Raw genomic sequence first — 23,980 nt, forward strand, 5'->3', positions numbered from 1 at the left:
GATGCTTTCGGAAGCGCTTACAGTATATCATATTTTATCTGGTTTGGGTAGCTGGCCTCATTTCAGTTTCAAATTTAACTTTATCCCGGGCGAGACTGGACTTTTTGGGTGAATTACGGAAAAATATGGGGGACATCATTTAAACAAGCTTCATATGAAGGAGGAATTTCACTTGTCAGTCTCACAACAACGATTGCTGATATTTGTGGGATCGTATGCTGAAGCGAGCGATCCCGGAGTTTACACATATGAAATGGATTTGGACGCAGGGGAGCTCCGTCTCCTGGATCAAGCGTCCGGGTTAAAGAACCCCACATTCCTGGGCATCCATCAAGATTCCCGCAAGGTGTACGCGATTTCCGAAACGACCTTGGGAGGGGAGCGGATCGGGGAAGTTGTTGCGTTTGATGTGGATGCGGGCGGCAAGCTTCGTGAATTGAACCGGGAAGTGACGATTCGCCCTTCCTCCTCGCATATTCAACTTGACCGCAGCGGTCGATTTGCCGCCGTATCGGGGTATCACGGAGGGAACGTTGGCCTTGTGGCACTTCAAGCAGACGGAACCGTGGGCAAGTTGGTTGACGAGCGCCAGCATGAAGGGCAAGGGGCTGATCCGGTGCGCCAAGATCGTCCGCATCCCCATTCTGTTACTTTCAGCCCGGATAACCGATACGCGTTGGTGGCCGACTTGGGGTTGGACCGCATTTTCGTCTATTCGTTTGAACCTGAATCCGGACAGCTGGTTTACCGAAGCGAAGCGTCTACGCCGCCGGGGGCTGGTCCGCGACATCTTGCATTCCATCCGAACGGGCAGTGGCTTTATTCCATCAATGAAGTGAATTCCTCGATTTCTCTTTTTTCTTATGATGCAACAACCGGAGAGCTGGCCTTGCAGGACACCGTACCCACGTTGCCTGCTGATTATACCGGGGAGAACACCACGGCAGAGGTAGCCATTTCGGCAGACGGCCGTTATCTGTACGGTTCCAATCGCGGCCATGACAGCTTAGTGCAGTTTGCAATCGATCCGGAGAGCGGACGGCTTACCTTGGTTGAACATGTCTCCAGCGAAGGCGGTCATCCGCGGCATTTTGCGCTTACCCCGGACGGTAAACATCTGATTGCGGCGAACCGGGATAACAACTTGCTGGCTGTCTTTACGGTTGATCCCGATAGCGGACGCTTAACGTTTACCGGCCGAACCGTATCCGTATCCAAGCCGGTTTGCGTAAAGCCGGTATGGTTCTAACTATTTTATTTGCAAAGTCTTAACGGCTCGCTTAAGATTAACGCAGGGGAATACCCTCCAGTAACTGTGAAGGAGCCGTTTGTGACTCATGACGTTTTTTAAGGAACTGTTTCAAATGGCGGGATTCCGCAGGGTGCTTGCCCTGCTGTTTGTCGTCCTCGTTTTGTATTTCGCCCGCAGTATGCTGAATATGCTGCTCATTACGTTTATTCTGACGTATTTAATCAATCGGCTGCACAATTTCATCAGCCGGAACGTAGCCAAGGTGATTCGCATCAATCGAACCGTCACCGTGCTGTTTATTTACGTCGTGCTAATTACCTTGCTTGGTTCCGCCATCTACTATTATATGCCGGTGCTGCTTACCGAGCTGACCGACTTGGTTAACCAGGTGATTTCGTTCTATTCGAACCCGCCGGTGCTCCCGGATAACCCGATTTTGAATTACATCGTGGAGTACTTGAAAGATATCGATCTATCGGCATATATTAACAACGGGTTTACGTTCTTGCTCAGCACGCTGACGGATATCGGCGAATGGAGCTTAAATCTGTTCATCGCGATCGTACTCAGCTTGTTCTTCCTGCTGGAGAAAGAGAAGGTCACGAACTTTGCCGTCCAGTTTCGGGAAAGCCGGATCGGAGGGTTGTTCAAGGAGCTGGAGTACTTCGGTCGCAAATTCGTTCAGTCCTTCGGCAAAGTGATTGAAGTGCAGTTTTTGATTGCAACGGTAAATGCGGTATTATCGACCATTTTCCTATGGATTTTAGGGTTTCCGAATCTGATCGCCCTGGCGATCATGATCTTCCTGCTAGGGCTTGTTCCAGTTATGGGGGTTATCATTTCGCTGATTCCGCTGTGTGCGATCGCTTTTAAAATTGGCGGATTGATCAAAATCGTCTATGTCCTCATCATGATCGCGCTTGTTCATGCAGTTGAAACGTACTTCTTAAACCCGAAATTCATGTCCAACAAAACGCATTTGCCGATTTTTTTCACCTTCCTCATTCTGCTGGTCTCTGAGCATTTCCTTGGGGTCTGGGGACTGATCGTTGGTGTACCGATCTTTATCTTCCTGTTGGATATCGTTGAGGTTCCCGTAGGAGGGACTCCACATAAAGCGGTAGGACCTGCAGTGGAGACGGGGGCGCCGGAAGAGAAATAAATCGTTAGATCATGCAAAACCGCTGAGCGTACCTTTTAGGCCGCCCAGCGGTTTTTTCACGGTTGTCCGTAGTTATTCACCTGGGTCAGTGAACCATATGGCTCCAGTTGACCTTGTTATTTTGGTAATCCGCTGCAGGCTGTCCCGGTATCCGGTCCTTCCAGTTGCGGTTGATGACCTTCTTCAACTTGTCCGGAAGCTTGGACTTCATTTTGTCCGCTTTTTCCTGGTCGATTTTGCCCTCAGCCAGCGCTTTGTCGATATTCCGGTTCGCGGACTCGGTCAGCTTCTTCAGATATTCCTCTTCGCTCCAGCCTTTCTCGGCCTGCACGACTTGCAGCAATGTCTTGCCTTGCTTCAGTTGGTCTACCAGGGCTTTGGGCTCGATTCCCAGCATTTCGGCCGTATCTTTGACGATGTGACCGCCGCGGAAATGGCCGTGCGGGTGATGCTTATGCGGCTTGGTTTCCGTCTGCGACGGACTTGGACTCACCTGCGGCGTTTGATCCGCCGGAGCGCCGGTTTCCGCATATGCGGTGCCCGCCGTAGCAGCCGAACCGGCAGCCAGCAGAAGTGCAAGGGTCAATTTGCCAGCCATCGGTTTCAAGTTCTCCATAAACATGGACATTTTTCACCTCTTCGTATAGAATTATTTGGTCCTTGCCTTTATCAGTTTTGACCAAAAACAGGCAGGATATCTGAGATGAACCTTAATATTTGTTAAAATTTTGCTTAAAATAAATGGAATGTGCTGGGGGACGTAGGGGGAATGGAAGTGACATTTGGCGCAAGAATGCTAAAAACGGGGGTTGCGGTTACACTGGCTTTATATGCCGGTACTTTACTGGGATTATCCTCGCCGGTGATCGCGGCGATCGCCGCGATTTTTGCCATGCAGCCGACCATTTATCGTTCCTGGCGTTACTTGATCGATCAGCTGCAGACGAATACGCTTGGGGCCGTGTTAGCGATGCTGGGCGGCATGGTCTTCTCCAATGAACCCATCGCCGTAGGGCTGGTTTGCATTCTAGTGATCATGATCTGTCTGCAGCTGAAAATGGGGGATACGATTGGCATTACACTGGTTACGGTCGTGTCCGTGATGGAGGCGTCAGGCCAGTGGGAATTTGCGTTAAACCGTTTTCTGTTGAGCTTAATTGGTATTTTTTCAGCTTTTATTATCAACATCGTCTTGTTCCCGCCCAAACCAAAGGTACAGTTCGAGCAACAGGTCCGGCAAACGTTTGATCGGCTGTCGCTGCTGCTAAGAACGGCGATTTCCGATGAGATTAAGGAAGCGGTGTTCCGGTCCGATAAGCGTAAACTTGAGGATACCATCAGCCAATTAGCAGATAAGTATAAGCTGATGGAGGAGGATCAGAAGAAAATCAAAGCACCGAAATTTAGCGACCATCGTCAACTTGTGGTGTATAAGCAAATGCTGCGCACGCTTCGCCAAGGGCTTGAGGTGCTGAACGCGGTGGAGCAGCATTATTTCCAGGCGGCTCGCACGCCGGAATTAAATCAAGAATTTGACGAGCATCTGGAGAAGCTGACCAAATTCCACGAGCATGTCATGCTGAAGTTTGATGACAAGCTGAAGCCGGGCTACTGCGAATCGATGCAGTTCGAAACGGAAAACGACGAATTCCTGCGGCGGATGCTGGACCGATATGCAGCCGAGCGCACAGGCGTGTTGCGCTTATCCATCGTGTCAGCCGAAATGTATGAATACGGTCACCAATTGGAGCGGCTCAACCGGTTGGCAGATCACTCCACAGCAGCGACCGGCGATTAATGGGAATAACAAAAAAGTCCTGCCTTTAAGGCAGGACTTTCATGTCATTCATCGTGTAAACATAGATTGATAAGTAAAGTTCATCTTGGTACAATAAAAGATAGACTATCAATCGTTGTTGCAGATCAGATTTCATCCAAATCAATTTTAACATGCTTTTTATCATTTGTCAAGATATCAGCTGTAGATAAAGTTAGATGTCATTCAAGGGAGCGATTTAATTGGACCATACAGATCAGGCATGGCAGGAAGAACAGCGCCGCGTGGAGTACGTGGCCGACCAAATCGACGCCAGAATCCGCAAGCTGGAGCGGGAGGTTGGCAGCGTACGCGGCGATGTCGTTGAGATGCGGAAGAACTTTTGGGACGAAGTAACGGTGAACTTCAGCGAAGCGGATGATGTCGGTGAAACGTCAACTAGCTTACGGCAGCAGTCCCAGGTGCTCGCAGAGCGGGAGAAAAGCCACCAGCATGCCTCTATCGCGTTGGGGAAGCTGAAACGTCTAAAGCAGTCTCCTTATTTCGGGCGCATTGATTTCGCTGAAGACGGCGAACCGGTGGAAGCCATCTATCTTGGGATTGCTTCATTGCTCGAAGAGGGGGATGAAACGTTCCTCGTCTATGATTGGCGTGCCCCGATTTCCAATCTCTATTATGACAGCGTTCCGGGTCCGGCTTCCTATGAGACGCCGTCCGGTACGATCAAAGGGACGATGACGCTAAAACGTCAGTTCGTGATCAACGGGCGCCGCATCAAGGTGATGTTCGACACCGGCGTCACGATTGGCGACGAGCTGCTGCAGCAGGTGTTAAGCCGCAGCTCTGATGCGCAGATGAAGAGCATCGTGGCCACGATCCAGCGTGAGCAAAATAAAATCATCCGCAACGATCGCAGCCGGATGCTGATCGTGCAAGGGGCCGCCGGCAGCGGCAAGACATCGGCCGCCTTGCAGAGGGTCGCTTACTTGCTTTATAAGCACCGCGAGGTGCTGCAAGCGGATCAGATGATTTTGTTCTCGCCCAATCCGATGTTTAACAGCTATGTTTCAACGGTGCTTCCGGAGCTGGGCGAAGAAAATATGCTGCAAACGACGTTCCAGGAGTATCTGGAGCATCGGCTCGGAAGAGAATTCCAGCTCGAAGACCCGTTTGTACAAATCGAATTTGTCCTCTCTGCTCCTGAGGATAAGGCTTATCAAGCTCGGGTCAGCGGAATCCGTTTTAAATCGTCGGTACAGTTCCTGCATGCGATCACGCGGTATAAGGAACTGCTGGAGCAGAAAGGGATGATCTTTAAACCGCTCCGCTTTCAAGGCAAGGAAATTGTTGGCGTGGAGGAAATTGCCCGGCAATTTTATGCTTATGATCCCGCGATCCGGCTGGCCAACCGTTGTGAGCTGTTAAAAGATTGGCTGCTGAAGGCCATCGCGGCCTTTGGTAAGTCCGAGCTGGATCAGCCTTGGGTAGAGGAACAAATTCAGCTGCTGGATGCAGAGGACTACCAGCGGGCTTACCAGCGCATGCGGCGCAAGCAGCATGGTAAAAGTCCTTCATTCAGCGATTACGAGGATGAGAAGACGATTTTGGCCAAAATGGTTGTCAGCGATCGTCTTAAACCGCTCCGGAAATGGGTCAAATCGCTGCGGTTCGTTGATGTGACGCGTCTATATATGCAGCTGTTCAGCGACCTGACGATCTTCCGGGAAGTCCATCAAGAAGAGCTTCCAGATCAGTGGGAAGATATCTGTGAGCAAACGCTGCAGAAGATTGCGGGGGGCGAGCTGTTCTATGAAGATATTACGCCTTTCCTCTATTTAAAAGAGCTGCTGCTTGGCTTCCGGTCCAACACGTCGATCCGTCACGTCATTATCGACGAAGCGCAGGATTATTCGCCGTTCCAGCTGTTCTTCCTGAAGCGGCTGTTCCCGCGGGCCAAAATGACGGCGCTCGGCGACTTGAACCAGGCGATTTATGCTCACGCCTCGGTGCTTCAGCAGTCTTCTGTATTCAGCGATTTGTACGGTGCGGAGGAGAGCGAGTTGATTACGCTGGAGCAAAGCTACCGTTCCACCCGCCAAATTGTTGAGTTCACCCGCGAGATGATCCCTGGCGGGGAGGCGATCGTTCCGTTTAACCGGGAAGGCGAGATGCCGGAGGTTCACCTGGTTGACGATGCAGATAAGCTCCACGCTTCGCTGGAGGCAACGATCGGTCAGCTGCGCGCGGACGGATATGAATCGATTGCCGTCATCTGTAAAACGGCGGAGGAAAGCAAGCAAGCCTACGATCGGCTTAGCGCTAAGCTGCCGGCCAAGCTGATCAAGAAGACGACGTTATCCTTTGAGAAAGGGGTTCATGTCATTCCGGCGTATTTGGCCAAAGGTGTGGAGTTCGATGCGGTACTGATTTACGACGGTTCCGACCGGAAGTACACGAGAGAAGCCGAACGGAAGTTGTTTTATACGGCCTGCACAAGAGCGATGCACTTGCTGCGCATTTACTCCGTAGGCGAACCTAGCCGGTTTATCCGGGAAGCTTCGAAATCAACCTATATTCTGGTTCCTTGACAGCGGTATAATTTCGGCTAAATGTATCACACTAACCGGGTCTGTTTAAACTTCATTCGTGAAGGGTGGCCTGATGGTTAGATGCTCGGCAAAAAAGGCGATTTGATTGCATTGGCCTCCATACCGCTTATTATGACGCTGGGAAATTCCATGCTGATTCCGATATTGCCACAGATTGCCCGTGAGCTTCATGTCAACTCCTTTCAGGTCAGTATGCTGATCACCGTGTATGCGGTGGTTGCGATCTTGCTGATTCCGATTGCCGGCTATCTTTCCGATAAATTCGGCCGTAAAGCGATCATTGTGCCCAGCTTGATTATCGCGGGAATCGGCGGCTGTATTTCTGGCGTGGCGGATTGGTTTGTGAACGGGCTGGCCGTATACTGGCTGATCCTAGGCGGTCGCTTCCTGCAAGGGATCGGAGCGGCTGGCGCCTTCCCGATCGTGTTGCCGCTGGTCGGCGATCTGTATGAAAGTGAGGAGGAAGTCAGCCACAATTTAGGCTTGATCGAAACCTCCAATACGTTTGGCAAAGTGCTCAGCCCGATCTTAGGTGCACTGCTTGGCGCTTGGATCTGGTATGTGCCGCTTCTGTCGATTCCGGTATTATGTTTGATCTCGCTATTGCTGGTGCTGTTTTTGGTGCGGGAACCGAAAGATCGGGAGAAGGCCAAGCCGCTGAGGGAATTTATCTCTGCCGTCAAAGTGGTGCTGAAGCAAAAAGGCCGCTGGCTGTATGCCATCTTTGCGATCGGCTGCATTTCGATGTTCCTGTTGTTTGGCGTGCTGTTTTATTTGTCTGAGCAACTGGAAGCAAAACACGGCCTGGACGGTGTGATCAAGGGGTTGGTACTGGCGATTCCGCTGGCAGCTTTATGTCTGGCTTCTTATGTGACCGGGAAAAAAATCGGCAAGGACAAAAAGTTGATGAAATGGTCTGGCGTCGCAGGCTTAATCCTATCGACCGGCGCCTTATTTGGCATCGGCTTTTTCAACAACATCTATTTTGTGATCGTTTGCCTGATCGTCTGCGGCGCTGGTATCGGCATCGTCCTGCCCAGCTCCGATGCCTTGATCACCGAAGGTGTCGACAAGGAAATGCGAGGTACGATTACTTCACTCTACAGCAGCATGCGGTTTATCGGTGTATCGGCGGGGCCGCCGGTGATGTCGCTGCTGATGAAGGCTGGCCATATGACGATGTTTTTCGTCATCGCCGGAGTGTCGCTGGTGGCGGTCATCCTGCTGCTGACGATGGTCAAGCCGGAATCCGGGCACGGTGGCGCAATCAAGCCCAAGGAGCCCCGAAAACGTACGAAAGTGGTAAAGGCTTTCCATCACAGCTAGGCATAAGGGCATGGACTCTCGGCAGCAGCGGAACGATCGGTTACGCTGCTGTTCTATTGTCCGGGCTTTTTTGGTATGATTAGGAGCGAAAGTGCCGCTGGGACAGAGGTGTTCGAGCGGGCAAAGGTACGAACATCATGATTTTGGAGGGGTAGACATGAATGCCAAACAGGCGGCGGGTTACCGCGCTGCAGAATGGGTAAAGGACGGAATGACCGTTGGTCTCGGGACGGGGTCAACCGCTTATTATGCGATCGAGAAAATCGGCGAGATGGTGGGGAACGGGTTGCAAATTCGTGCCATCGCAACTTCGAAGGCTTCAGAGGAGCTTGCCGCGAAATATCACATCCCGCTAATTGAGGCGAAGGACGTGGACCGATTGGATCTGGCGATCGACGGGGCCGATGAGGTGGATCCGCAAATGGCGCTGATCAAAGGCGGCGGGGGAGCGCTGCTTCGGGAGAAGCTCGTCGCGATCAACAGCGATCGGTTTATCGTCATTGCCGATCATAGCAAGATGGTTCCTACATTGGGGCGTTTCAAACTGCCGATTGAGTTGGTGCCGTTTTGTTACGAATGGACCCTGCGGGAGCTGAAGAGCCGTTACGATGTTCCGTTCGAAATGCGGATGCAGGGGGATCAGCTGTACGTGACCGATAACGGGAACTACATCGTGGATGCGGTCTTCGGACAAATCGCTGACCCTGCCCGGTTAAGCGACGAGTTGAAGGCGATGACAGGCGTTGTCGAGCACGGACTGTTCGTTGGCATTGCGCAAACCGTCGTGATTGGTTATGAGGATGGGCGTACAGAAATTAAGGAGGCACCATGTTCAAATCAATAAAAGCGAGGGTGGACGAGCCTGTCATTCGGGAGCTGCTGGAATATGCGGTGATGTTTGACCCGGATGCGCTGGAGGACGCGGCTCGTTTGTACCGGGAAGAGGATACATATCAGCTGTATGGATATGAAGAGGAAGCGGGGATTGCCGGAATTATCGGCTATCGTGTCAACGCTTCGCAGACGCTTGAAATCATCCATCTTGCCGTCCATCCAGAACAGCGGATGAAAGGGTATGGACGAGCCTTGGTGCTGCTCGCCCTCACGGAAGCATCTCCGGAGCGGATGGAGGCCATTACCGATGAGGCAGGCGCAGATTTTTTCCGGAACATCGGGTTTCAAATTACCGGGTTTTGGGATGAAGCCATCGGGGAAGAACGGTTTCGCTGCATCTATGAAGTGGAAGAGAACGAAGAGGATGAATAAGGTCCGGCTGAAAGGCTGCGGGGAGAACCCCGCGGCTTTTTTTGCGTAATCATCTTGATAAAAATTCGCTCAAGGGATTTGACTTTCAGGCGGCAATCGCCTATAGTTTCATATGTAGTTTCATTATCGAACTATTCTACTGGTGAACTAACTGGACATGTTTCTTGTTCAGAAGACAAGGGGGATTTAGGGGTGAATCTTGAAACGAAGCAGTTGATTGAGCGGTATATGGCAGCTTTTTTCGAGGTCTCGAAGCGGCTGAACGGGCAAATCCGCGACATGATTCAAGAGGATATCACCATGGAGCAATTTCAGATTTTGAAGTACATTTCCTCCCGCGGCAGATGTACCTCGACGGAACTGGCAGATGCGTTTGGGGTAGGCAAAAGCTCCATCACCGCGATGATCACACGGATGGTCGACAAAGGATTGCTTCAGCGGACTCGGGATCAAGACGACCGTCGGGTCGTTTATTTAACGATGACAGAGCAGGGGCAGCGCAATTACGACATTGTCCAAGATCAGATCATCAGCACCGTTTCGAAGTATTTGGTGCATTTCGAAGCGGACGAAGTGGAAGGATTTATTAGCGCGTTTGAGAGATTAGCCAGATTGGTCGGAGAGGGGAGTTCGGGAAAATGAGATTCATACTGAAGGCAAGATGGTGGATCTTGCTGTTGTGGATCGCTTTGGCGGCAGCATTAATGCTGACGGCGCCTTCCATGGGGAATTTAGTGCGGGAGAACGGGGAGATCACCGTTCCGGACGGGTATTCCTCCTCTGAAGCTTCCGCCATATTAGCGGAGGCGGCCAAGCTGAAGGGCGGAGCGGCAGAGACTCAGATCGCCCTCGTCTTTCATGATGATCAAGGCATCGATGATGCCGAGCAGAAAGAGATTGAACAAGGCATCTCCGCGCTGCGCGACCATATGGAGGAGATCGGCATCGCTTCAATTACCGATCCGTTCAGCACGCCGGAAGCGAAAGATAAGTTGATCTCCAAGGACGGTAAAACGATATTAACCTCTTTGTCGGTGCTTGACGAGCAGCGTCCGCTCAAGGAGATCGAGCAAGATATTCATCAAACCCTCGATTCGCTGAAGGTCGAGCACTATCTGACCGGGCAAAAGCAAATTAACGAGGATATGATCGTCAGTTCGGAGCAGGGTCTGAAGAAATCGGAATATTTTACCGTAATCTTTATTTTGCTGATCCTGTTCGTGGTATTCCGCTCGGTGGTGGCACCGTTTATCCCATTGCTGACGGTTGGGCTCAGCTATCTGGTGTCCCAATCCGTCGTTGCGTTCCTGGTGGATACGGTGAATTTCCCGATTTCGACGTACACGCAGATCTTTATGGTGGCGGTGATGTTTGGGATCGGGACGGACTATTGTATCCTGCTGATCAGCCGCTTTAAGGAAGAACTGCAGCATACGGATGACCAATGGGAGGCGATCGTCCAGACGTACCGTAAAGCAGGGAAGACGGTGCTCTTCTCCGGGCTCGCCGTCCTGGTCGGCTTCACGACAATTGGATTATCGCAATTTATGTTGTACCGCTCGGCGGTAGCGGTAGCTGTCGGCATCGCGGTTATGCTTATCGCCTTGGTTACGGTCGTGCCGTTCTTTATGGCCGTGCTGGGCACCAAGCTGTTCTGGCCTGTCCGCGGTTCGCTGGAACATAAGGAAAACCGGTTCTGGGGCGCCATCGGTCGCTTCTCCTTGAAGCGTCCATGGGCAGCTCTGTTGATCGTTGCTGCTGTAACGGTACCGTTCGTGATTACGTACACCGGCAATGTATCCTTCAACAGTATGGAGGAAATCGGCGGCGAATATGAATCGGTCAAAGCGTATAACATCATCTCCGAAAGCTTTGAACCCGGTGAGTCGTTGCCGTCCACCATCGTGATCAAAAATGACGAGCCCATGGATAATGCGGAGTATATGGCACTCGCTGAGAAGATCAGCCGCGAGGTAGAGAAAACGGATGGCGTTGCCAGCATTCGGGGGATGAGCCGCCCGACAGGGGAAGTGCTCAAGGATTTCGCATTAAGCAATCAGGTGAAGACCGTCGGTGAAGGATTAGGCGAAGGCGGCGAAGGGCTGGGTAAGATCCAAAACGGATTAGCGGAAGCCAGCCAGGCGCTGTCGGAAAACGCCCCTAAGCTGAAGGAAGCCGCCGATAGCACCGGGAAGCTGGTGGACGGTACCGCGAAGCTGAAGGACGGAATCTCTCAGCTGTCCGGAGGTCTTACCGCGATCGAGAAAGGGATTCGTGAAGGTTCGGCTGGGGCCGGCCAGTTGAAGCAAGGATTACAACAAGCGCAAAAGAGCGCTGAGGATTTGGCGAACGCCCACAATCAACTGCTTGACTCTTATCAGCAGTTGGCTCAAGGGGTTTCCGGCCTGGGTAACGGTCTGACGCAAATCCGCGAACCTTTGGGGGCTGCTTCGCAGGGGTTAGCCGCCTTGACGGGTCGCTTCAGCAGCCTGGAGGGCAAATATCCTGATTTAGCGTCGGATCCAGATTATTTAACGATTCGCACGACGGTATTGGAAACCGGCAAAGGTCTGGAGCAACTGACGGCCGGGCTTCAGCAGATCGAAGCACAGCTTGAGCAGGTTGCGGCCGGGCTGAATCAAGCTAACCAAGGCTACGCGCAGGCGGCAGCCGGCGGGAAGCAGTTGGCTGAGGGCCTGGACCAAATCGTTGCTGGGCTGGCGAAGCTGCAAACGGGATTGGATCAGGCTGCCAAGGGTCAAGGCAAGATCGTGGGGCAGCTGCCTGAAGTCGAATCCGGTCTGGCGCAAATTCAAAACGGGCAACAGCAAGTACAAAGCGGATTCAGCGAATTCTCCGGTCAAATCACGCAGCTTACTGATGGGCTGAATCAAAGCGTTGACGGCCTGGCTCAAGTGTCCGGCGGATTAACAACTGCCAAGGACTACTTGACGGAGGTTGGAAGCACGGACAACGGTCTGGACGGCTGGTACGTTCCGAAGGAAGCGCTGGAGAACGAACAGATCGAGCAAGTATTCGATACGTATCTGTCCGCGGACCGCAAAGTCATGAAGCTTGAAGTCGTCTTCTCCAGCAACCCTTATGGCCGGGAAGCGATTGACCAGATCGATGCAGTGGAAGCTGCGGTGCAAACGGCGGTGAAAGGGACGCCGCTGGAAAACGCCGACATCGCGATCGGCGGCGTATCGAGTACGTTTAACGATCTGAAGACGATTTCGGGGAACGACTATACGCGCACCGTCTTTTTAATGCTGGCTGGGATCTTCATTATCCTGGTGGTATTGCTTCGTTCGTTGGTGATGCCAGTCTACATCATTTTGTCCCTGGTGTTGACGTTCTACGCTTCGATCGGGTTTACGGAGTGGGTCTTCGTCGACGTCTTTGGGTACTCCGGCGTGAGCTGGGCGACGCCATTCTTCGGTTTCGTTCTGTTGGTAGCGCTGGGCGTTGACTACAGCATCTTCCTGATGGACCGCTTTAACGAGAACAAAGAGTGGAACGTCAGCGACGCGATCTTGCATTCGATGCGCAATATGGGGACGGTGATTTTGTCCGCAGCGATCATTCTTGGCGGGACGATGGCCTCGATGTATCCGTCCGGCGTGCTGTCCATGCTGCAAATCGCCACGCTGGTGTTAACTGGCCTGGTGCTGTACTCCGTAGTCGTTTTGCCGTTCCTCATCCCGGTGATGGTGAAGCTGTTTGGGCAAGCGAACTGGTGGCCGTTTCACCGCCGCTTCGGCGAAGGGACGCAGCAAGAGAACAGTGTAAATCTGTAAACCGCAGGTGTACAAAAGCAACGCCGGCTTCTTCTCCAATTTGGAGGGAAGCCGGCGTTTTGTTGTGGATACCTTGACCTTAACCAAGCGTGCTGCGTTTGAGGAAGCTGCGCAGCGCCCATCCGCGCTCTTGACGCTTCTTATATTTCGGTAGAGAACGGTACACCTCAATCGACTCCTTGTAAGCGCGTTTTGCCTCTTCCTTGCTGCCCAGCGACTGATACAAGCAGCCAAGCAAATAATACGCTTCACTGGAGGAGGATTGGATTTCGCCAAACCGCGCGGCGTATTGCAGCGCTTTCTGCGGATCTCGCTCACGGAAGGCGGAGGCGAGGCGCAGGTAAGGTTGACCGTATTTCACCCGTTCGTTCAGGCTTAGGGCGTGCAAAATATGCGCTTCCCCTTCCTTGATCCGTCCCAGTCCTAAACAGGCCGTCCCGAGGTCATCCCAAAACTCTGCCGACGACTCAGAGAAGTCCTTCGCCTCTTCGAGCAAGCGATGAGCTTCGGCATATTTCTTGCGTTCCAGCAGTAAGCGGGCAAGCTCGCGTTTGGCAGAGACGTCGAAGGGGCTTGCGGCCAACTGCTGCCGGAGACGACCTATATTGTGGCTGCGTTTGATCGGTTTGCTCAGGCTCGGAAACAACCCAACATATCGCCGATCAATGAAGTAAAGGATGAGGAGCAAGACGATGATGGCGAGAAACGGATTGCCTAGCAGCCAAGACAAGAGAAAAAACAGGAATATCTTACTCATGAAAAGTCCTCCGCAATCACATGATAATTTCCAATTATATCACAGGGGAAGGAGGACGAGGAAAAAATAAAAACAGCCGCCTCGAGGCGGCTGTCACATTGATTTATTGGAAGTTGCGAAACGAGCCTGTGGAGCCGATCGAACCTGCACCGGAGATCGAACCCGAGGTGTGAGATCCCGTGGAGTTCATGGAGCCTGCGGAACCCAAGGAGCCCATGGAGCTGGCAGCGCTGGAGCCGATGGAGCTCAAAGAACTGGTGTGCGTGGAGCTTGGCTGGTGACTGTTCATGGAAGAGCCGATGCTGCCACCGCTATAGCTGCTTTGACCGATTCCTTGCGTGCTGTAGGAGGTTTGACCGATGCTAGGCTGGGTATAACTCGTGCCGAAACCAGACATCGAGTTTACGCTGCTTTCCAGTTGATTCGCAAGCTGTGCTACGCGTTGATACTGCTGCATCGCAGTTTGATGCCCTTGGAGTGCGGATTGAATCACTTGCACGGCTCTACGCTCGCGTTGAGCCAGCTCTTCCAGCTGCATCGCGTTTTGTTGTTCCTGTTGCAGCATTTGCTGGTACATCATCGTAGCTTGACGGGTTTGCTGTTCCAGCTGGCGCATCGTTTGTTCGATCTCACGAAGTTGTTGACTGACATTGTTGTACATCTGCTAAGGATCCTCCTAAAGTTAAGTTAGGTTGTGAAACCATCGTTAGGTTACCCCTCGAATTCACGGCTATACATCGAATTAAGCAGATCCCGAGGCCGTCAAGGTAAGGGTCCAATCCCTCGTCCAACCGGATACATAAACTATGGTGGAGGTGAATGCGATTGGATAAAAACGGGTTTATTCAGAAAATCGCCCCCCTTGCCGTCGCCAGCTCGAAGGAAAGCAGGATTCCGGCTTCATTGACGATCGCCCAAGCCGTTTTGGAATCGAACTGGGGGACCAGTCGTCTTGCTGTCCAAGGCAATAACCTGTTTGGGTTAAAAGGCACCGGTCCGGCAGGCAGCTTGATTCTGCCCACAACCGAGTATCGGGGCGGCAAAGCGGTGACGGTGAACGCGGCTTTTCGCAAATACCGGTCATGGGCAGAATCGATTGCGGATCACGCCCGTTTATTATCGGCGCCGCGCTATGCCGGGGCGATTGGAAAGACAGGTCCGGAAGCGGCGCGGGCCGTTGCAGCGGCCGGATACGCGACGGATCCGCAATATGCCAACAAACTGATCCAGTTGATGAATACCTACAGCTTGACGCAATATGATGCAACGAAGGGAGATGAACCGATGACTGCAGAGGAGAAAAAACAATTTGCAGCGCTTCAAGACCTCGTCCAAGCGCAGGCGAAGAAAATCGCCGAGTTGGAGAAATGGACAAAGCCGGGGATTCCCGCCTGGGCCAAGGAAGCGGTGGAGGCGGCGGTGAAATACAGCAAGGACGATCCGCTGTTGATGAACCCGGAGCAGGGCAGCGTGGATTTTTACCGAATCATTACCGTGATGCACCGTCGGGGCTTGTTTGACAAGGGGATATAAGCCAGGACTTAGACGGTTGTCATCAGCGTCCCCCGGTGGTACGATGGGTTGGAAGATTAAGGAACTGCCGCGAGGGAGGGAGTAACGATTCGCAAGCGATTATGGATATCCGCGGTTGCCGGATTGGTTTTGTTGCTGGCAATGTATACATGGTGGTATATCGAGAACGTATCTCCAGTGAAGGTGACGAAAACCTTTGACGGTGCGGCCTGGATGGAGGAGGACCCGACTTTTGCACCGCCGGTCCATCTTTCGTTAGACGGGTATTATGACAAACGAAACGCCCAATTTAAGGGTGCAGTAAAGATTAACGGACAGGTGTATGATAATTGCTTCCTCGTCAACGGGTCCGGACATCGTTATGAAGGCGCTAACTTGATTCGGCTTGGGGCAAGCTATTTCGATGCAGAGATGGTACGCATCGCGTGGTCCATTCCTCAGTCAGAGCTCCCTCCTGAGTTGACCCACCCGAAGTTCCCCGATGCGGAGATTTGGTTAATTAGCCCGGCTTCATCCGGTGAAGAGGCGAGCAACTTACGACAGGAGTTAGTAGATCGTTACTTCGCGAAGCTAAAGCTGAAATAAAAAAAGGACAAAAGCCCTCGTAGAATTCCTTGCTACAAGGGCTTTTGTCCGGGCATCCCTTGCGGGATGCCCATCATGGGAGAGGAGAAACCGGACGAAGAGCTTATGGGGAAACGTAAGTCTTCTCCGCGGTTGTCTACGACATTTGGTGATGTCGATACTCTAAGTGTGTCCGGGCAGAGGGGTTTTATACCTCCATTCGCAAAAAAGTTCGATGATTTTTTCATTTTTCATTCCAAGGCGGATTATGGTACGATATCGACAGGAATTTTCCAGGCATAAAAGGTGAGTGAACAAATCGATGAGAGTTATTTCGGGCCGAGCCCGGGGCAGGTCGCTCAAAGCCGTACCCGGCATGGGGACCAGGCCAACCACAGACAAAGTCAAAGAAGCGATATTCAGCATGATCGGTCCGTATTTCGACGGCGGCTCCGCGCTGGACTTGTTTGCCGGAACCGGCGGTCTCGGGATTGAGGCGTTAAGTCGCGGCATGGACAAGGCGGTGTTTATCGATAAAGATTTTAAGAGCATTGAGACGATCCGTCAGAATTTGAAGGCGACCGGATTCGAGACCATGGCTGAAGTCTACAAAAACGACGCTGAACGTGCGCTGAAAGCTCTGGCGAAACGGGAGGCGTCATTTGATCTGGTGTTCTTGGATCCGCCGTACCGCCTGAAACACGGGGATGCGCTGATGACCCAGATGGACGAGCTGCAGCTGCTCAAGCCGGAGGCCACGATCGTGCTCGAATACGAAGCCTCGTATGTTTATCCTGAGCGGTTTGGGCCTTTTGTGCAAATACGTAAAGCGGAATACGGGGAGACTTCCGTATCCATTTATACTTACGATACCGAGTTGAACACGGTTCAAACCGACGATCAGGAGGAAAAACAACATGAGTGAACAGCGGCAACCGCGAGTGGCGGTATATCCGGGCAGCTTTGATCCTGTAACGAAAGGGCATATGGACATCATCCAGCGGGCCTCGCGCCAGTTTGACAAGCTGATCGTGGCCGTGCTGAACAATTTGAGCAAGAAGCCGTTATTTACGGTCGATGAGCGCAAGGCCTTGCTCAGAGAGGTGACCGGGCATCTTCCTAATGTCGAAATTGACAGCTTCCGGGATCTGCTGGTCAATTACATGGACTACAAACAAGCCCATGTGATCGTCCGGGGCATTCGCTCCGTCACCGACTTTGAATATGAGCTGCAGCTGGCTTCTACGAATCATAAGCTGAACAGTGAGGTGGAGACGATCTTTATGATGACGCATCCCAAATATTCGTATTTGAGCTCCAGCGTCGTCAAGGAGATAGCCAGCTTCCACGGCGATGTCAGCGATCTCGTTCCGCCGGAGGTTGAGATGGCGTTGCGTGAGAAGTTCAAGGATAAGCTGGGGCCGAGCTAAGCAAGGCTCAGAGCTTTAAGGTTTCTCTTGTCGCCGCCACAGGAGCGCGATGGACAAGAAGCCAACCGTCAGCAATGTCAGCATCCACAGCTGCCATTCCATCACCCCGAACGCTTGCTGCCAGCTGGGCAGCTTGACGGCCGGGGTGTCGCTTCCTATTGGGGAGGCTTCGCTGCCGCCAAATGCGGGGAGAACGCTTGGCAGCCAGCGGGTGACCGGCTTCCACAGCAGCAGGGTCAGGACATAAGCATAAGCTGCATGGAGCAGACGGCTGAGCAGGAACGACCGTTCTCCGATGCCTGCGGGGCCGAGGATGGCACGCACTTGCAGGTAAGCGCATAGGCCGCTCCACCCTAGCACCGCACCCAGTAACGAGGCGCTGAGGGCCGGAGGAAGGGAAGGGGCCAGCCCGGACAGGGCATAGGAGCCTAAATGGACCTCGAGAGCGCTTTTCACTGCAACGGCCATTGTTTGATTAGGGAACGCGAGCAGAATAACGTGAATCACGACTGCGAAAATAAGCATATATCCGCCGATAATCATCAGCGTTTGAACGCCCGAGGCGACCGCGTCGCCCAGCAGCTTGCCAAAGCTGCGGCCGTCTTCGCGGCGGGCCTCCTCCATCCGGCGCATGGCCAGGCGCAGGATGGATTCACGCGGCCTGGCTGCAGGCTTTACCGGCGGAGACACCGCTGATTTCGAGCGGTCTGGGAACACCAACTGCAGCGTAACGCCGGCGGCGAGGCCGGCAATCCAGTGCACGGCGAGCAAGAGCAAGCCGACCTCAGGGCGGCTTAAGAAGCCTGCGCCAATCACAACGACGAGCAGCATCGGGCTGCAGAAGTGAGCTGCCGCGGCGAGACGTTCGGCTTCACGCGCGGTGACCTTGCCCTGCTTATGCAGGGTCACCGCAGCTTCGGCTGCGGCAGGGAAGCCGGCTGTCATCCCAAGCGGCAACACCCAGCCGTAGGAGCCGGGAAGGCCCAGAACGCGGCGGGTGAGAGGTTCCAGCAGCGTGCCCAGCCCGTGGGCGAACCCGGAGGCGATGAGCATTTGCGACAGGACGACAAACGGCAGCAAGGCTGGGAACACGATGCGCCACCAAATGGCTAAGCCTTCCCCCGAAGCTTTAAACGCTTCGCCGGGGGCATATACGACGCAGATGACGACCAAAACGGCCAAAAATCCGGTTAGCCACGTGGAGAGCGGGCTGGCGGCCAAACGTTGGAAGTTCATATGTATAGATCCACCTTCTTTGTCATTAGATAAAGACCGATAGCAAAATCACGCATAGTACATGCTATGCATCAGCAGCGAAGGACAGACTACCGGTTTCGCATGGCGGGTGCATGCAGAGAAGCGGCGGGCTGAGGGAGACGCGGATTCGCCGCCGCACAGGAAGGGAGGAGAACGGGATGCGACCATCCAGAGCCAAAGCGTTAAAATCGGGACTGTATGTGCTGATCCTTGCGGTGATCGTCTATGTTGTCGCCTACATGTCTACCCCGTATATGATCAATCAGCCGGGGACGGCAGAGGAAATCAAACCGATGGTTTCCATCCCGTCGGGAGATCCCGAGGAAAAAGGCACTTTTATGCTGACCACGGTTTCCGTCAGTTACGCCAACGTTTGGATGTTGGCGGCGGCTCGCTTCAACAAGCATGCCGAGATCGTGAAGAAGGAAGCGGATCGCAATGACGAGGAGTACGAAACGCAGCAGCGGTATTACATGAGCAGCTCCCAATCGAATGCGATCATGGCGGCTTATAATAAAGCCGGCGTCAAGTACGATATCGTCCCGGAGTACGTGTTTATCTTCGGCTTGTCTAAGGATAGCCCGCCCAAGGGGGATATTCATTCCGGGGATATTATTCGAGAGGTAAAGGGACAGCCGGTCAAACGGTTTGAGGAGCTCGGCGCCCTGCTGCAGGACAATCAACCGGGGGATGTGGTCGATGTCCGCCTGGAACGCGGCGGCAAAACGATCGACCAGCAGGTGGAGCTCGTGGAGATCAAATCGGCTGACGGCGTGCGCAAGGTCGGTTTAGGCGTATCGGTAGGCGAGCTGCGGAAGGTACAGGCAGCGGATCAGGCCAAGGAAGTGAAGTTTGCTGACACGCGGATCGGCGGTCCATCGGCCGGCTTGATGTTTACGCTTGAGATTTATAATCAGTTGACGCCGGGGGACTTGAGCAAAGGCTACCGGGTGGCCGGCACCGGCACCATCGCCGAAGACGGCACCGTGGGAGCGATCGGCGGCGTCCAGTTCAAGATCGTGGCGTCGGATCGGGAGAAGGCGGAAATATTTTTTGTTCCGGAGGCAAATTATAAGGTTGCGAAGGCCAAAGCAGAAGAAATCGGTTCGAAGATGAAGCTCGTCCCGGTGAAGAAGCTGGACGATGCCTTGGATTATTTGGCTTCGTTGGAGCCGAAGGCGTCATAATCCAAGGGCGGGCGAATCCAGTTCGGCGGCGGGAGGCTTAGAGCGCTTTTAGCGATCAATCCGTTAGGCGAATGGGCGCCTGACGGTACTCGCGCAGCAGCTCCTCCGCGCTGCGCTTTGGCATAGCATTCGCATATACGGCAGCGGCCCGAATGTCGAGATTCAGCTGCGGGTGCTCCAATTCAGCAGCCCGGGTGATGATCGGCAGCCGGGCCGTTTGTTTCATCCGCTTCAGCAGTTGCTGCCCGGCCGCGCTAAAGCCAAGCACGCGCAGATACCCCGGGCCTTGAGCGAGCGCCTCTGGCGCCAGCAACTCGCGGGGATGCTGCAAGAGAATATGCAGCAGCGTGCGCTGCAGTTTCGTATGCGTGTAGCGTTTCGTCTTGAGCTGCGCGAGCAGCTCGGCGACGGTGGGCTCTGCCAAGCGGGGCAGCGTCTTTTTGATCCGGTATTCCAGCCCTTCGGTCACCTCGTGAAGGGCGGCCAGCTGCTCCGGAGACGCCAGGAGCAGCTGATGGAAGAGCGGCGCGGCCAAGCTCTCCCACGTCACGGGCCCGCGTCCCGCCGCGAACTCGCGGGCGAGGACCTCCGCCGTGAACGGCGGGAGATACGGCGCGGCCGCGGCAAGGCCGCCGCCGGCGATCAGCCGCCGCACGGCGGTGGCGCTGGCGATGCTCGCGTCCGTTGGCGCGACATCGCCGTATCCCGCGGCCCGGCGCCGGACGGTGGCCGGCGCGATGCCGCTGCCCAGCCGCCGCAGCGCGATCAGGTAGTGCAGCCCCAAACTGTTGTTGGGCTGCTCCAGCAGCGCTTGCGCTGCGCACGTATCGGCGGCGCTGCCGCCGAGCGTACGCGCGGCTGCGGCCGCATAGGCCGCGGGGTAGCTCGCCCCGGTGGCGAGCTCCTCCGCGAGGGCCGCCCGCAGCGCTTGCGGTTCGGCGGCCAGCCGCTCGGCCAGCGGCAGCAGCGCCGTCAGCGCGCCGGCTTCGCTGCCGAAGCACAGATGCGTCGTGATCCCCGTCGCATCCAGCAACGCCACGGCTCCGTAGGCGAACCACTCCGCCGGCTGGGCCGCGTAGGCGACCGGCAGCTCCAGCACCACGTCGACCCCGAGGCGGAGGGCCATCTCGGCCCGCGCCCACTTGTCGACAAGCGCCGGCTCGCCGCGCTGCAGGAAATCGCCGCTCATCACGGCGATGACCGCGTCCGCCTGAGTCAGTCGCTTGGCCTCGGCGAAATGGTAGGCGTGACCGTTATGCAGCGGATTATATTCAACGATGATCCCTACGATCTTCAAAGGACTCGACTCCTTATTCTCCGGGGTGATAGTTTCGATTTTTTATTTATGAATATACCACAATATACCACGAAATCCCCGCGGTACGGCAAGGATGAAATCGGCTGCGGCTTTTCCGCGGGAAAATCGCTTTATTGTTGACAAAACTTACTTAAAATCGGTATAATAACTTTTGTTTGTTTGGAGTGATGCTGATGATTATTCATTTACGTCAGGTGAACTCGTCCGGAGCTCCGGTGAAGATTCATCAAGCCTTGGACGTAAGCCATGTCGTTAAAGGTCGCAGGGACATTACCGCGATCAGTCCGCTTCAGGTCGATTTGCAGGCGGAAGCCGCAGGCGGAGACGTTGTCGATGTCAAAGGCCAGCTGACTGCAGAGCTCGATATGACCTGTTCCCGGTGTCTGAAGCCCTTGAAGCAGGTCGTGCAAGCGGAGTTTTCAGAAAGCTTCAAACAAGGCGACGATCCCGAGACAGACGTACAGGCGCAGGAAGAAGACGATGACTTGCATTATGTCGCCGACGACAAAGTCGATCTGGTGCCGTACGTGGAAGAGACGCTGTTGCTTCATCTTCCGTATGCCGCTCTGTGCGAGGAATCTTGCAAAGGGCTGTGCCCGGTTTGCGGAACGGATCGGAACGAGCGGGATTGCGGCTGCAATACGGATAAGATCGATCCGCGACTCGCAGCGCTCGGCGATTTTTTCAAAAAATAAGCAAGTAAACAAGAAATAAAGCCCCGGTTAGGGTTGACTTGAATAAGGAGGTGGGAACCATGGCAGTACCTCAACGGAGAACGTCCAAAACGCGCCGCGACAAACGCCGCACGCATTTCAAATTGGCTGTGCCGGGCATGGTAAAATGTGAACAATGCGGAGAATTGAAGCTTGCTCACCACGTTTGCAAAGTTTGCGGAACTTACAAATCGAGAGAAATCATTGGCCAATAAGCTTAGGCAACAACTTAAAGTAGTACTTCATTTCGATGAGGTGCTATTTTTTTTGTCTTTGTTGTCACGGCCTCCCGTCAGGTTTATGGCAATTTCGCTTTTCTTTTGGGACGGGATGCTTTATACTACATTTTAGTACCAGGTTCTAAAGAAAAGCTTCGCCAACTATTACATATAAGGGAACGTTATTTATAGATAGACCATCATTGCTTGCTGAAAAGGGGGGGGATACCCATCGAACGTTTGCCGAAGCGGGCGAGGCAGCAGCAGCTCGTCCAAATGATTGAAGCCAACCCGTTTATTACGGACCAAGAGCTGACCCGTCAGCTGAAAGTCAGCATTCAGACGATCCGTCTTGACCGCATGGAGCTGGGCATCCCAGAGCTTCGGGAGCGGATGAAGCTGATGGCGGAACGGTCGTACGACCAGGTTCGTTCCTTGCCGCTGCATGAGGTCATCGGGGAAATCGTCGATCTGCAGCTGGACAAGAGCGGGATCTCCATCTTTGAAATCCGCGAGGAGCATGTGTTCTCCCGAACAGGGATCGCCCGTGGACACCATGTGTTCGCGCAGGCGAACTCCTTGGCGGTGGCTGTGATCAACGATGAAATCGCTTTGACGTTCTCTGCAGACATCCGGTTTATCCGTTCGGTGCATCTCGGAGAGAAATGCATTGCGAAAGCTTATGTAAGACCTAATTCCGGCCAAAAAGGCAAAGCCAAGGTTGAGGTCTTTACTTACGTAGGCGAAGAAATGGTATTCCAGGGGAATTTCGTCATCTACCGGTCCACCGGGGAGGACACTTCAGAAGGAGGAAGAAGTCAGCATGAGAATCGCCATTGATGCGATGGGCGGGGATCACGCGCCGCAGAGCACGGTTGAGGGTGCGCTGGCCGCAGCCAAGGAATGGGGCGATACCGAAATCATTCTGGTTGGTAATGAGCAAGTGCTGAAGCCGATGCTCCAGGGAGCGCCGGCAAATTTACGAATCTATCACGCGTCCGAAGTGATTGAAGCGGAGGACGAGCCGGTCAAGGCAGTTCGCCGCAAAAAGGACGCCTCAATGGTTGTCGCCGGACGGCTTGTCCGCGAAGGGGAAGCCGAGGCGATGATCTCCGCCGGCAACACCGGTGCGCTGATGACCACGGGTCTGCTGGTGGTCGGGCGGATGGAGGGGATCGAGCGGCCCGCGTTGGCGCCGATGATCCCGACTGTTGACGAGCGTGGAGTGTTAGCGCTCGACCTCGGTGCCAACATGGACGCCAAGCCGGAGCATCTGGCGCAGTATGCGCTGATGGGCAGCATCTATCGCGAGAAGGTGCACGGCATCAACAAACCGCGGGTGGGTCTGCTGAATGTCGGCACCGAAGCGAAGAAAGGAAACGAGCTCACCAAAGCGGCTTTCCCGCTGCTTACGTCGATGCCGATCAACTTTGTTGGGAACGTGGAAGCCCGGGACATCTTGACCGGAGCTTGCGACGTGCTGGTGTGTGACGGCTTTGCGGGAAATATTTTGCTGAAATCGCTGGAAGGTACGGCGGGCACAATGTTTTCGATTCTGAAGAAGGAATTTTCGAAATCGTTGAAGAACAAGCTGGCTGCAGCTGTGTTAATGCCGTCGCTGCGCGGCTTGAAGAAGACGCTTGATTACAAGGAGCATGGCGGAGCGCCGCTTCTGGGATTAAGCGGGTTGGTCGTGAAGGGACATGGCTCCTCTGACGGAGGGGCCATTAAGAACGCTGTACGCCAAGCGCGAACGGCGCTGCAAAGCAAATTGACGGAGAGTATAGCACGTGAAATCAGCGGGGAGTGAA

Annotated in this window: 23 protein-coding genes; 18 read left to right on the forward strand and 5 right to left on the reverse strand. The window is 53.9% G+C overall.

Annotated features, from left to right (window positions below):
* Positions 1 to 154: 154 nt before the first annotated feature.
* Entirely contained in the window at positions 155 to 1,249 is a 1,095-nt protein-coding gene (locus U9M73_RS04265) for a lactonase family protein (RefSeq protein ID WP_009222941.1), read from the forward strand.
* An 88-nt stretch (positions 1,250 to 1,337) separates the two neighbouring features.
* The gene (locus U9M73_RS04270; RefSeq protein ID WP_009222942.1) at positions 1,338 to 2,414 is read left to right on the forward strand and encodes an AI-2E family transporter; all 1,077 of its coding nucleotides are present in this window, start codon (positions 1,338 to 1,340) and stop codon (positions 2,412 to 2,414) included.
* A gap of 85 nt (positions 2,415 to 2,499) precedes the next feature.
* Here the strand turns inward: U9M73_RS04270 and U9M73_RS04275 are convergent, their stop codons facing one another.
* Positions 2,500 to 3,042 (reverse strand): hypothetical protein, encoded by a 543-nt coding sequence (locus U9M73_RS04275; protein WP_009222943.1) that lies wholly within the window; start codon positions 3,040 to 3,042, stop codon positions 2,500 to 2,502.
* Positions 3,043 to 3,183: 141 nt separating this feature from the next.
* Here U9M73_RS04275 and U9M73_RS04280 point away from each other — a divergent pair, with 141 nt between their 5' ends.
* The 7 genes from U9M73_RS04280 to U9M73_RS04310 all read left to right on the forward strand — a co-directional run bounded on the left by U9M73_RS04280 (position 3,184) and on the right by U9M73_RS04310 (position 13,192).
* A complete protein-coding gene (locus U9M73_RS04280; protein ID WP_036643723.1) occupies positions 3,184 to 4,212 on the forward strand; it encodes an FUSC family protein in 1,029 nt (342 codons plus the stop codon).
* Between the two features lie 221 nt (positions 4,213 to 4,433).
* Positions 4,434 to 6,779, forward strand: a complete 2,346-nt coding sequence (gene helD, locus U9M73_RS04285; RefSeq protein ID WP_323076413.1) for an RNA polymerase recycling motor HelD — start codon at positions 4,434 to 4,436, stop codon at positions 6,777 to 6,779.
* 81 nt (positions 6,780 to 6,860) lie between these two features.
* Positions 6,861 to 8,126 carry a bacillibactin exporter BcbE gene (gene bcbE, locus U9M73_RS04290; RefSeq protein ID WP_323076414.1) on the forward strand — a complete coding sequence of 422 codons (1,266 nt, stop codon included), beginning with the start codon at positions 6,861 to 6,863 and terminating at the stop codon, positions 8,124 to 8,126.
* A 157-nt stretch (positions 8,127 to 8,283) separates the two neighbouring features.
* Positions 8,284 to 8,970, forward strand: coding sequence for a ribose-5-phosphate isomerase RpiA (gene rpiA / locus U9M73_RS04295; protein WP_323076416.1), 687 nt, complete (start codon positions 8,284 to 8,286; stop codon positions 8,968 to 8,970).
* On the forward strand, positions 8,955 to 9,392 hold the full coding sequence (locus U9M73_RS04300; RefSeq protein WP_260071215.1) for a GNAT family N-acetyltransferase: 438 nt from the start codon (positions 8,955 to 8,957) through the stop codon (positions 9,390 to 9,392). The genes rpiA and U9M73_RS04300 overlap by 16 nt, the downstream gene beginning before the upstream one ends.
* A gap of 192 nt (positions 9,393 to 9,584) precedes the next feature.
* On the forward strand, positions 9,585 to 10,034 hold the full coding sequence (locus tag U9M73_RS04305; RefSeq protein WP_260071216.1) for a MarR family winged helix-turn-helix transcriptional regulator: 450 nt from the start codon (positions 9,585 to 9,587) through the stop codon (positions 10,032 to 10,034).
* Entirely contained in the window at positions 10,031 to 13,192 is a 3,162-nt protein-coding gene (locus U9M73_RS04310) for an MMPL family transporter (protein WP_323076417.1), read from the forward strand. Before U9M73_RS04305 ends, U9M73_RS04310 begins: the two co-directional genes overlap by 4 nt.
* 79 nt (positions 13,193 to 13,271) lie before the next feature.
* Here U9M73_RS04310 and U9M73_RS04315 read toward each other — a convergent pair whose 3' ends face one another.
* Together U9M73_RS04315 and U9M73_RS04320 are read right to left on the reverse strand one after the other, a co-directional pair.
* Complete coding sequence (locus U9M73_RS04315; protein WP_323076418.1) at positions 13,272 to 13,949, reverse strand: tetratricopeptide repeat protein; 678 nt, start codon at positions 13,947 to 13,949, stop codon at positions 13,272 to 13,274.
* Between the two features lie 103 nt (positions 13,950 to 14,052).
* Positions 14,053 to 14,610, reverse strand: coding sequence for a hypothetical protein (locus U9M73_RS04320; protein WP_323076419.1), 558 nt, complete (start codon positions 14,608 to 14,610; stop codon positions 14,053 to 14,055).
* Between the two features lie 158 nt (positions 14,611 to 14,768).
* Here U9M73_RS04320 and U9M73_RS04325 point away from each other — a divergent pair, with 158 nt between their 5' ends.
* From U9M73_RS04325 to coaD, 4 genes are all read left to right on the forward strand, one after another.
* Positions 14,769 to 15,482, forward strand: a complete 714-nt coding sequence (locus tag U9M73_RS04325; RefSeq protein ID WP_323076420.1) for a glycoside hydrolase family 73 protein — start codon at positions 14,769 to 14,771, stop codon at positions 15,480 to 15,482.
* Between the two features lie 132 nt (positions 15,483 to 15,614).
* Positions 15,615 to 16,067 carry a hypothetical protein gene (locus U9M73_RS04330; RefSeq protein WP_198136135.1) on the forward strand — a complete coding sequence of 151 codons (453 nt, stop codon included), beginning with the start codon at positions 15,615 to 15,617 and terminating at the stop codon, positions 16,065 to 16,067.
* Between the two features lie 301 nt (positions 16,068 to 16,368).
* Positions 16,369 to 16,971 (forward strand): 16S rRNA (guanine(966)-N(2))-methyltransferase RsmD, encoded by a 603-nt coding sequence (rsmD, locus tag U9M73_RS04335; RefSeq protein WP_009222955.1) that lies wholly within the window; start codon positions 16,369 to 16,371, stop codon positions 16,969 to 16,971.
* The gene (gene coaD, locus U9M73_RS04340) at positions 16,964 to 17,476 is read left to right on the forward strand and encodes a pantetheine-phosphate adenylyltransferase (RefSeq protein WP_009222956.1); all 513 of its coding nucleotides are present in this window, start codon (positions 16,964 to 16,966) and stop codon (positions 17,474 to 17,476) included. Before rsmD ends, coaD begins: the two co-directional genes overlap by 8 nt.
* Before the next feature lie 15 nt (positions 17,477 to 17,491).
* Here coaD and U9M73_RS04345 read toward each other — a convergent pair whose 3' ends face one another.
* Complete coding sequence (locus U9M73_RS04345; protein ID WP_323076423.1) at positions 17,492 to 18,712, reverse strand: nucleoside recognition domain-containing protein; 1,221 nt, start codon at positions 18,710 to 18,712, stop codon at positions 17,492 to 17,494.
* 179 nt (positions 18,713 to 18,891) lie between these two features.
* On the opposite strand from U9M73_RS04345, the gene U9M73_RS04350 reads away from it, so the two are divergent.
* Positions 18,892 to 19,920: a SepM family pheromone-processing serine protease gene (locus U9M73_RS04350; protein ID WP_323076424.1), complete on the forward strand. Its 1,029-nt coding sequence runs from the start codon at positions 18,892 to 18,894 to the stop codon at positions 19,918 to 19,920.
* Positions 19,921 to 19,975: 55 nt separating this feature from the next.
* Here U9M73_RS04350 and U9M73_RS04355 read toward each other — a convergent pair whose 3' ends face one another.
* Positions 19,976 to 21,217, reverse strand: a complete 1,242-nt coding sequence (locus U9M73_RS04355; protein WP_323076425.1) for a nucleotidyltransferase — start codon at positions 21,215 to 21,217, stop codon at positions 19,976 to 19,978.
* A gap of 194 nt (positions 21,218 to 21,411) precedes the next feature.
* Between U9M73_RS04355 and U9M73_RS04360 the strand changes: the two genes are divergently transcribed.
* From U9M73_RS04360 to plsX, 4 genes are all read left to right on the forward strand, one after another.
* Positions 21,412 to 21,933: a YceD family protein gene (locus tag U9M73_RS04360; protein ID WP_016312480.1), complete on the forward strand. Its 522-nt coding sequence runs from the start codon at positions 21,412 to 21,414 to the stop codon at positions 21,931 to 21,933.
* Positions 21,934 to 21,992: 59 nt separating this feature from the next.
* On the forward strand, positions 21,993 to 22,166 hold the full coding sequence (gene rpmF / locus U9M73_RS04365; protein ID WP_009222962.1) for a 50S ribosomal protein L32: 174 nt from the start codon (positions 21,993 to 21,995) through the stop codon (positions 22,164 to 22,166).
* Positions 22,167 to 22,409: 243 nt separating this feature from the next.
* A complete protein-coding gene (gene fapR / locus U9M73_RS04370) occupies positions 22,410 to 23,009 on the forward strand; it encodes a transcription factor FapR (RefSeq protein WP_009222963.1) in 600 nt (199 codons plus the stop codon).
* A complete protein-coding gene (plsX, locus tag U9M73_RS04375; RefSeq protein WP_323076429.1) occupies positions 22,993 to 23,979 on the forward strand; it encodes a phosphate acyltransferase PlsX in 987 nt (328 codons plus the stop codon). The genes fapR and plsX overlap by 17 nt, the downstream gene beginning before the upstream one ends.
* Position 23,980 lies beyond the last annotated feature (1 nt).

Source organism: Paenibacillus phoenicis (assembly GCF_034718895.1).
Classification (GTDB): Bacteria; Bacillota; Bacilli; order Paenibacillales; family Paenibacillaceae; genus Fontibacillus; species Fontibacillus phoenicis.

Bases quoted from the DNA above. Each gene is read 5' to 3' on its own strand.
- U9M73_RS04360 (WP_016312480.1), top strand. From the start codon at position 21,412: ATGATTATTCATTTACGTCAGGTGAACTCGTCCGGAGCTCCGGTGAAG.
- U9M73_RS04320 (WP_323076419.1), bottom strand. From the start codon at position 14,610: ATGTACAACAATGTCAGTCAACAACTTCGTGAGATCGAACAAACGATG.
- U9M73_RS04310 (WP_323076417.1), top strand. From the start codon at position 10,031: ATGAGATTCATACTGAAGGCAAGATGGTGGATCTTGCTGTTGTGGATC.
- plsX (WP_323076429.1), top strand. From the start codon at position 22,993: ATGAGAATCGCCATTGATGCGATGGGCGGGGATCACGCGCCGCAGAGC.
- rsmD (WP_009222955.1), top strand. From the start codon at position 16,369: ATGAGAGTTATTTCGGGCCGAGCCCGGGGCAGGTCGCTCAAAGCCGTA.
- U9M73_RS04300 (WP_260071215.1), top strand. From the start codon at position 8,955: ATGTTCAAATCAATAAAAGCGAGGGTGGACGAGCCTGTCATTCGGGAG.
- bcbE (WP_323076414.1), top strand. From the start codon at position 6,861: ATGCTCGGCAAAAAAGGCGATTTGATTGCATTGGCCTCCATACCGCTT.
- U9M73_RS04280 (WP_036643723.1), top strand. From the start codon at position 3,184: ATGGAAGTGACATTTGGCGCAAGAATGCTAAAAACGGGGGTTGCGGTT.
- U9M73_RS04275 (WP_009222943.1), bottom strand. From the start codon at position 3,042: ATGTCCATGTTTATGGAGAACTTGAAACCGATGGCTGGCAAATTGACC.
- U9M73_RS04270 (WP_009222942.1), top strand. From the start codon at position 1,338: ATGACGTTTTTTAAGGAACTGTTTCAAATGGCGGGATTCCGCAGGGTG.
- rpiA (WP_323076416.1), top strand. From the start codon at position 8,284: ATGAATGCCAAACAGGCGGCGGGTTACCGCGCTGCAGAATGGGTAAAG.
- U9M73_RS04315 (WP_323076418.1), bottom strand. From the start codon at position 13,949: ATGAGTAAGATATTCCTGTTTTTTCTCTTGTCTTGGCTGCTAGGCAAT.
- U9M73_RS04350 (WP_323076424.1), top strand. From the start codon at position 18,892: ATGCGACCATCCAGAGCCAAAGCGTTAAAATCGGGACTGTATGTGCTG.
- U9M73_RS04325 (WP_323076420.1), top strand. From the start codon at position 14,769: ATGCGATTGGATAAAAACGGGTTTATTCAGAAAATCGCCCCCCTTGCC.
- coaD (WP_009222956.1), top strand. From the start codon at position 16,964: ATGAGTGAACAGCGGCAACCGCGAGTGGCGGTATATCCGGGCAGCTTT.
- U9M73_RS04345 (WP_323076423.1), bottom strand. From the start codon at position 18,712: ATGAACTTCCAACGTTTGGCCGCCAGCCCGCTCTCCACGTGGCTAACC.
- U9M73_RS04265 (WP_009222941.1), top strand. From the start codon at position 155: ATGAAGGAGGAATTTCACTTGTCAGTCTCACAACAACGATTGCTGATA.
- rpmF (WP_009222962.1), top strand. From the start codon at position 21,993: ATGGCAGTACCTCAACGGAGAACGTCCAAAACGCGCCGCGACAAACGC.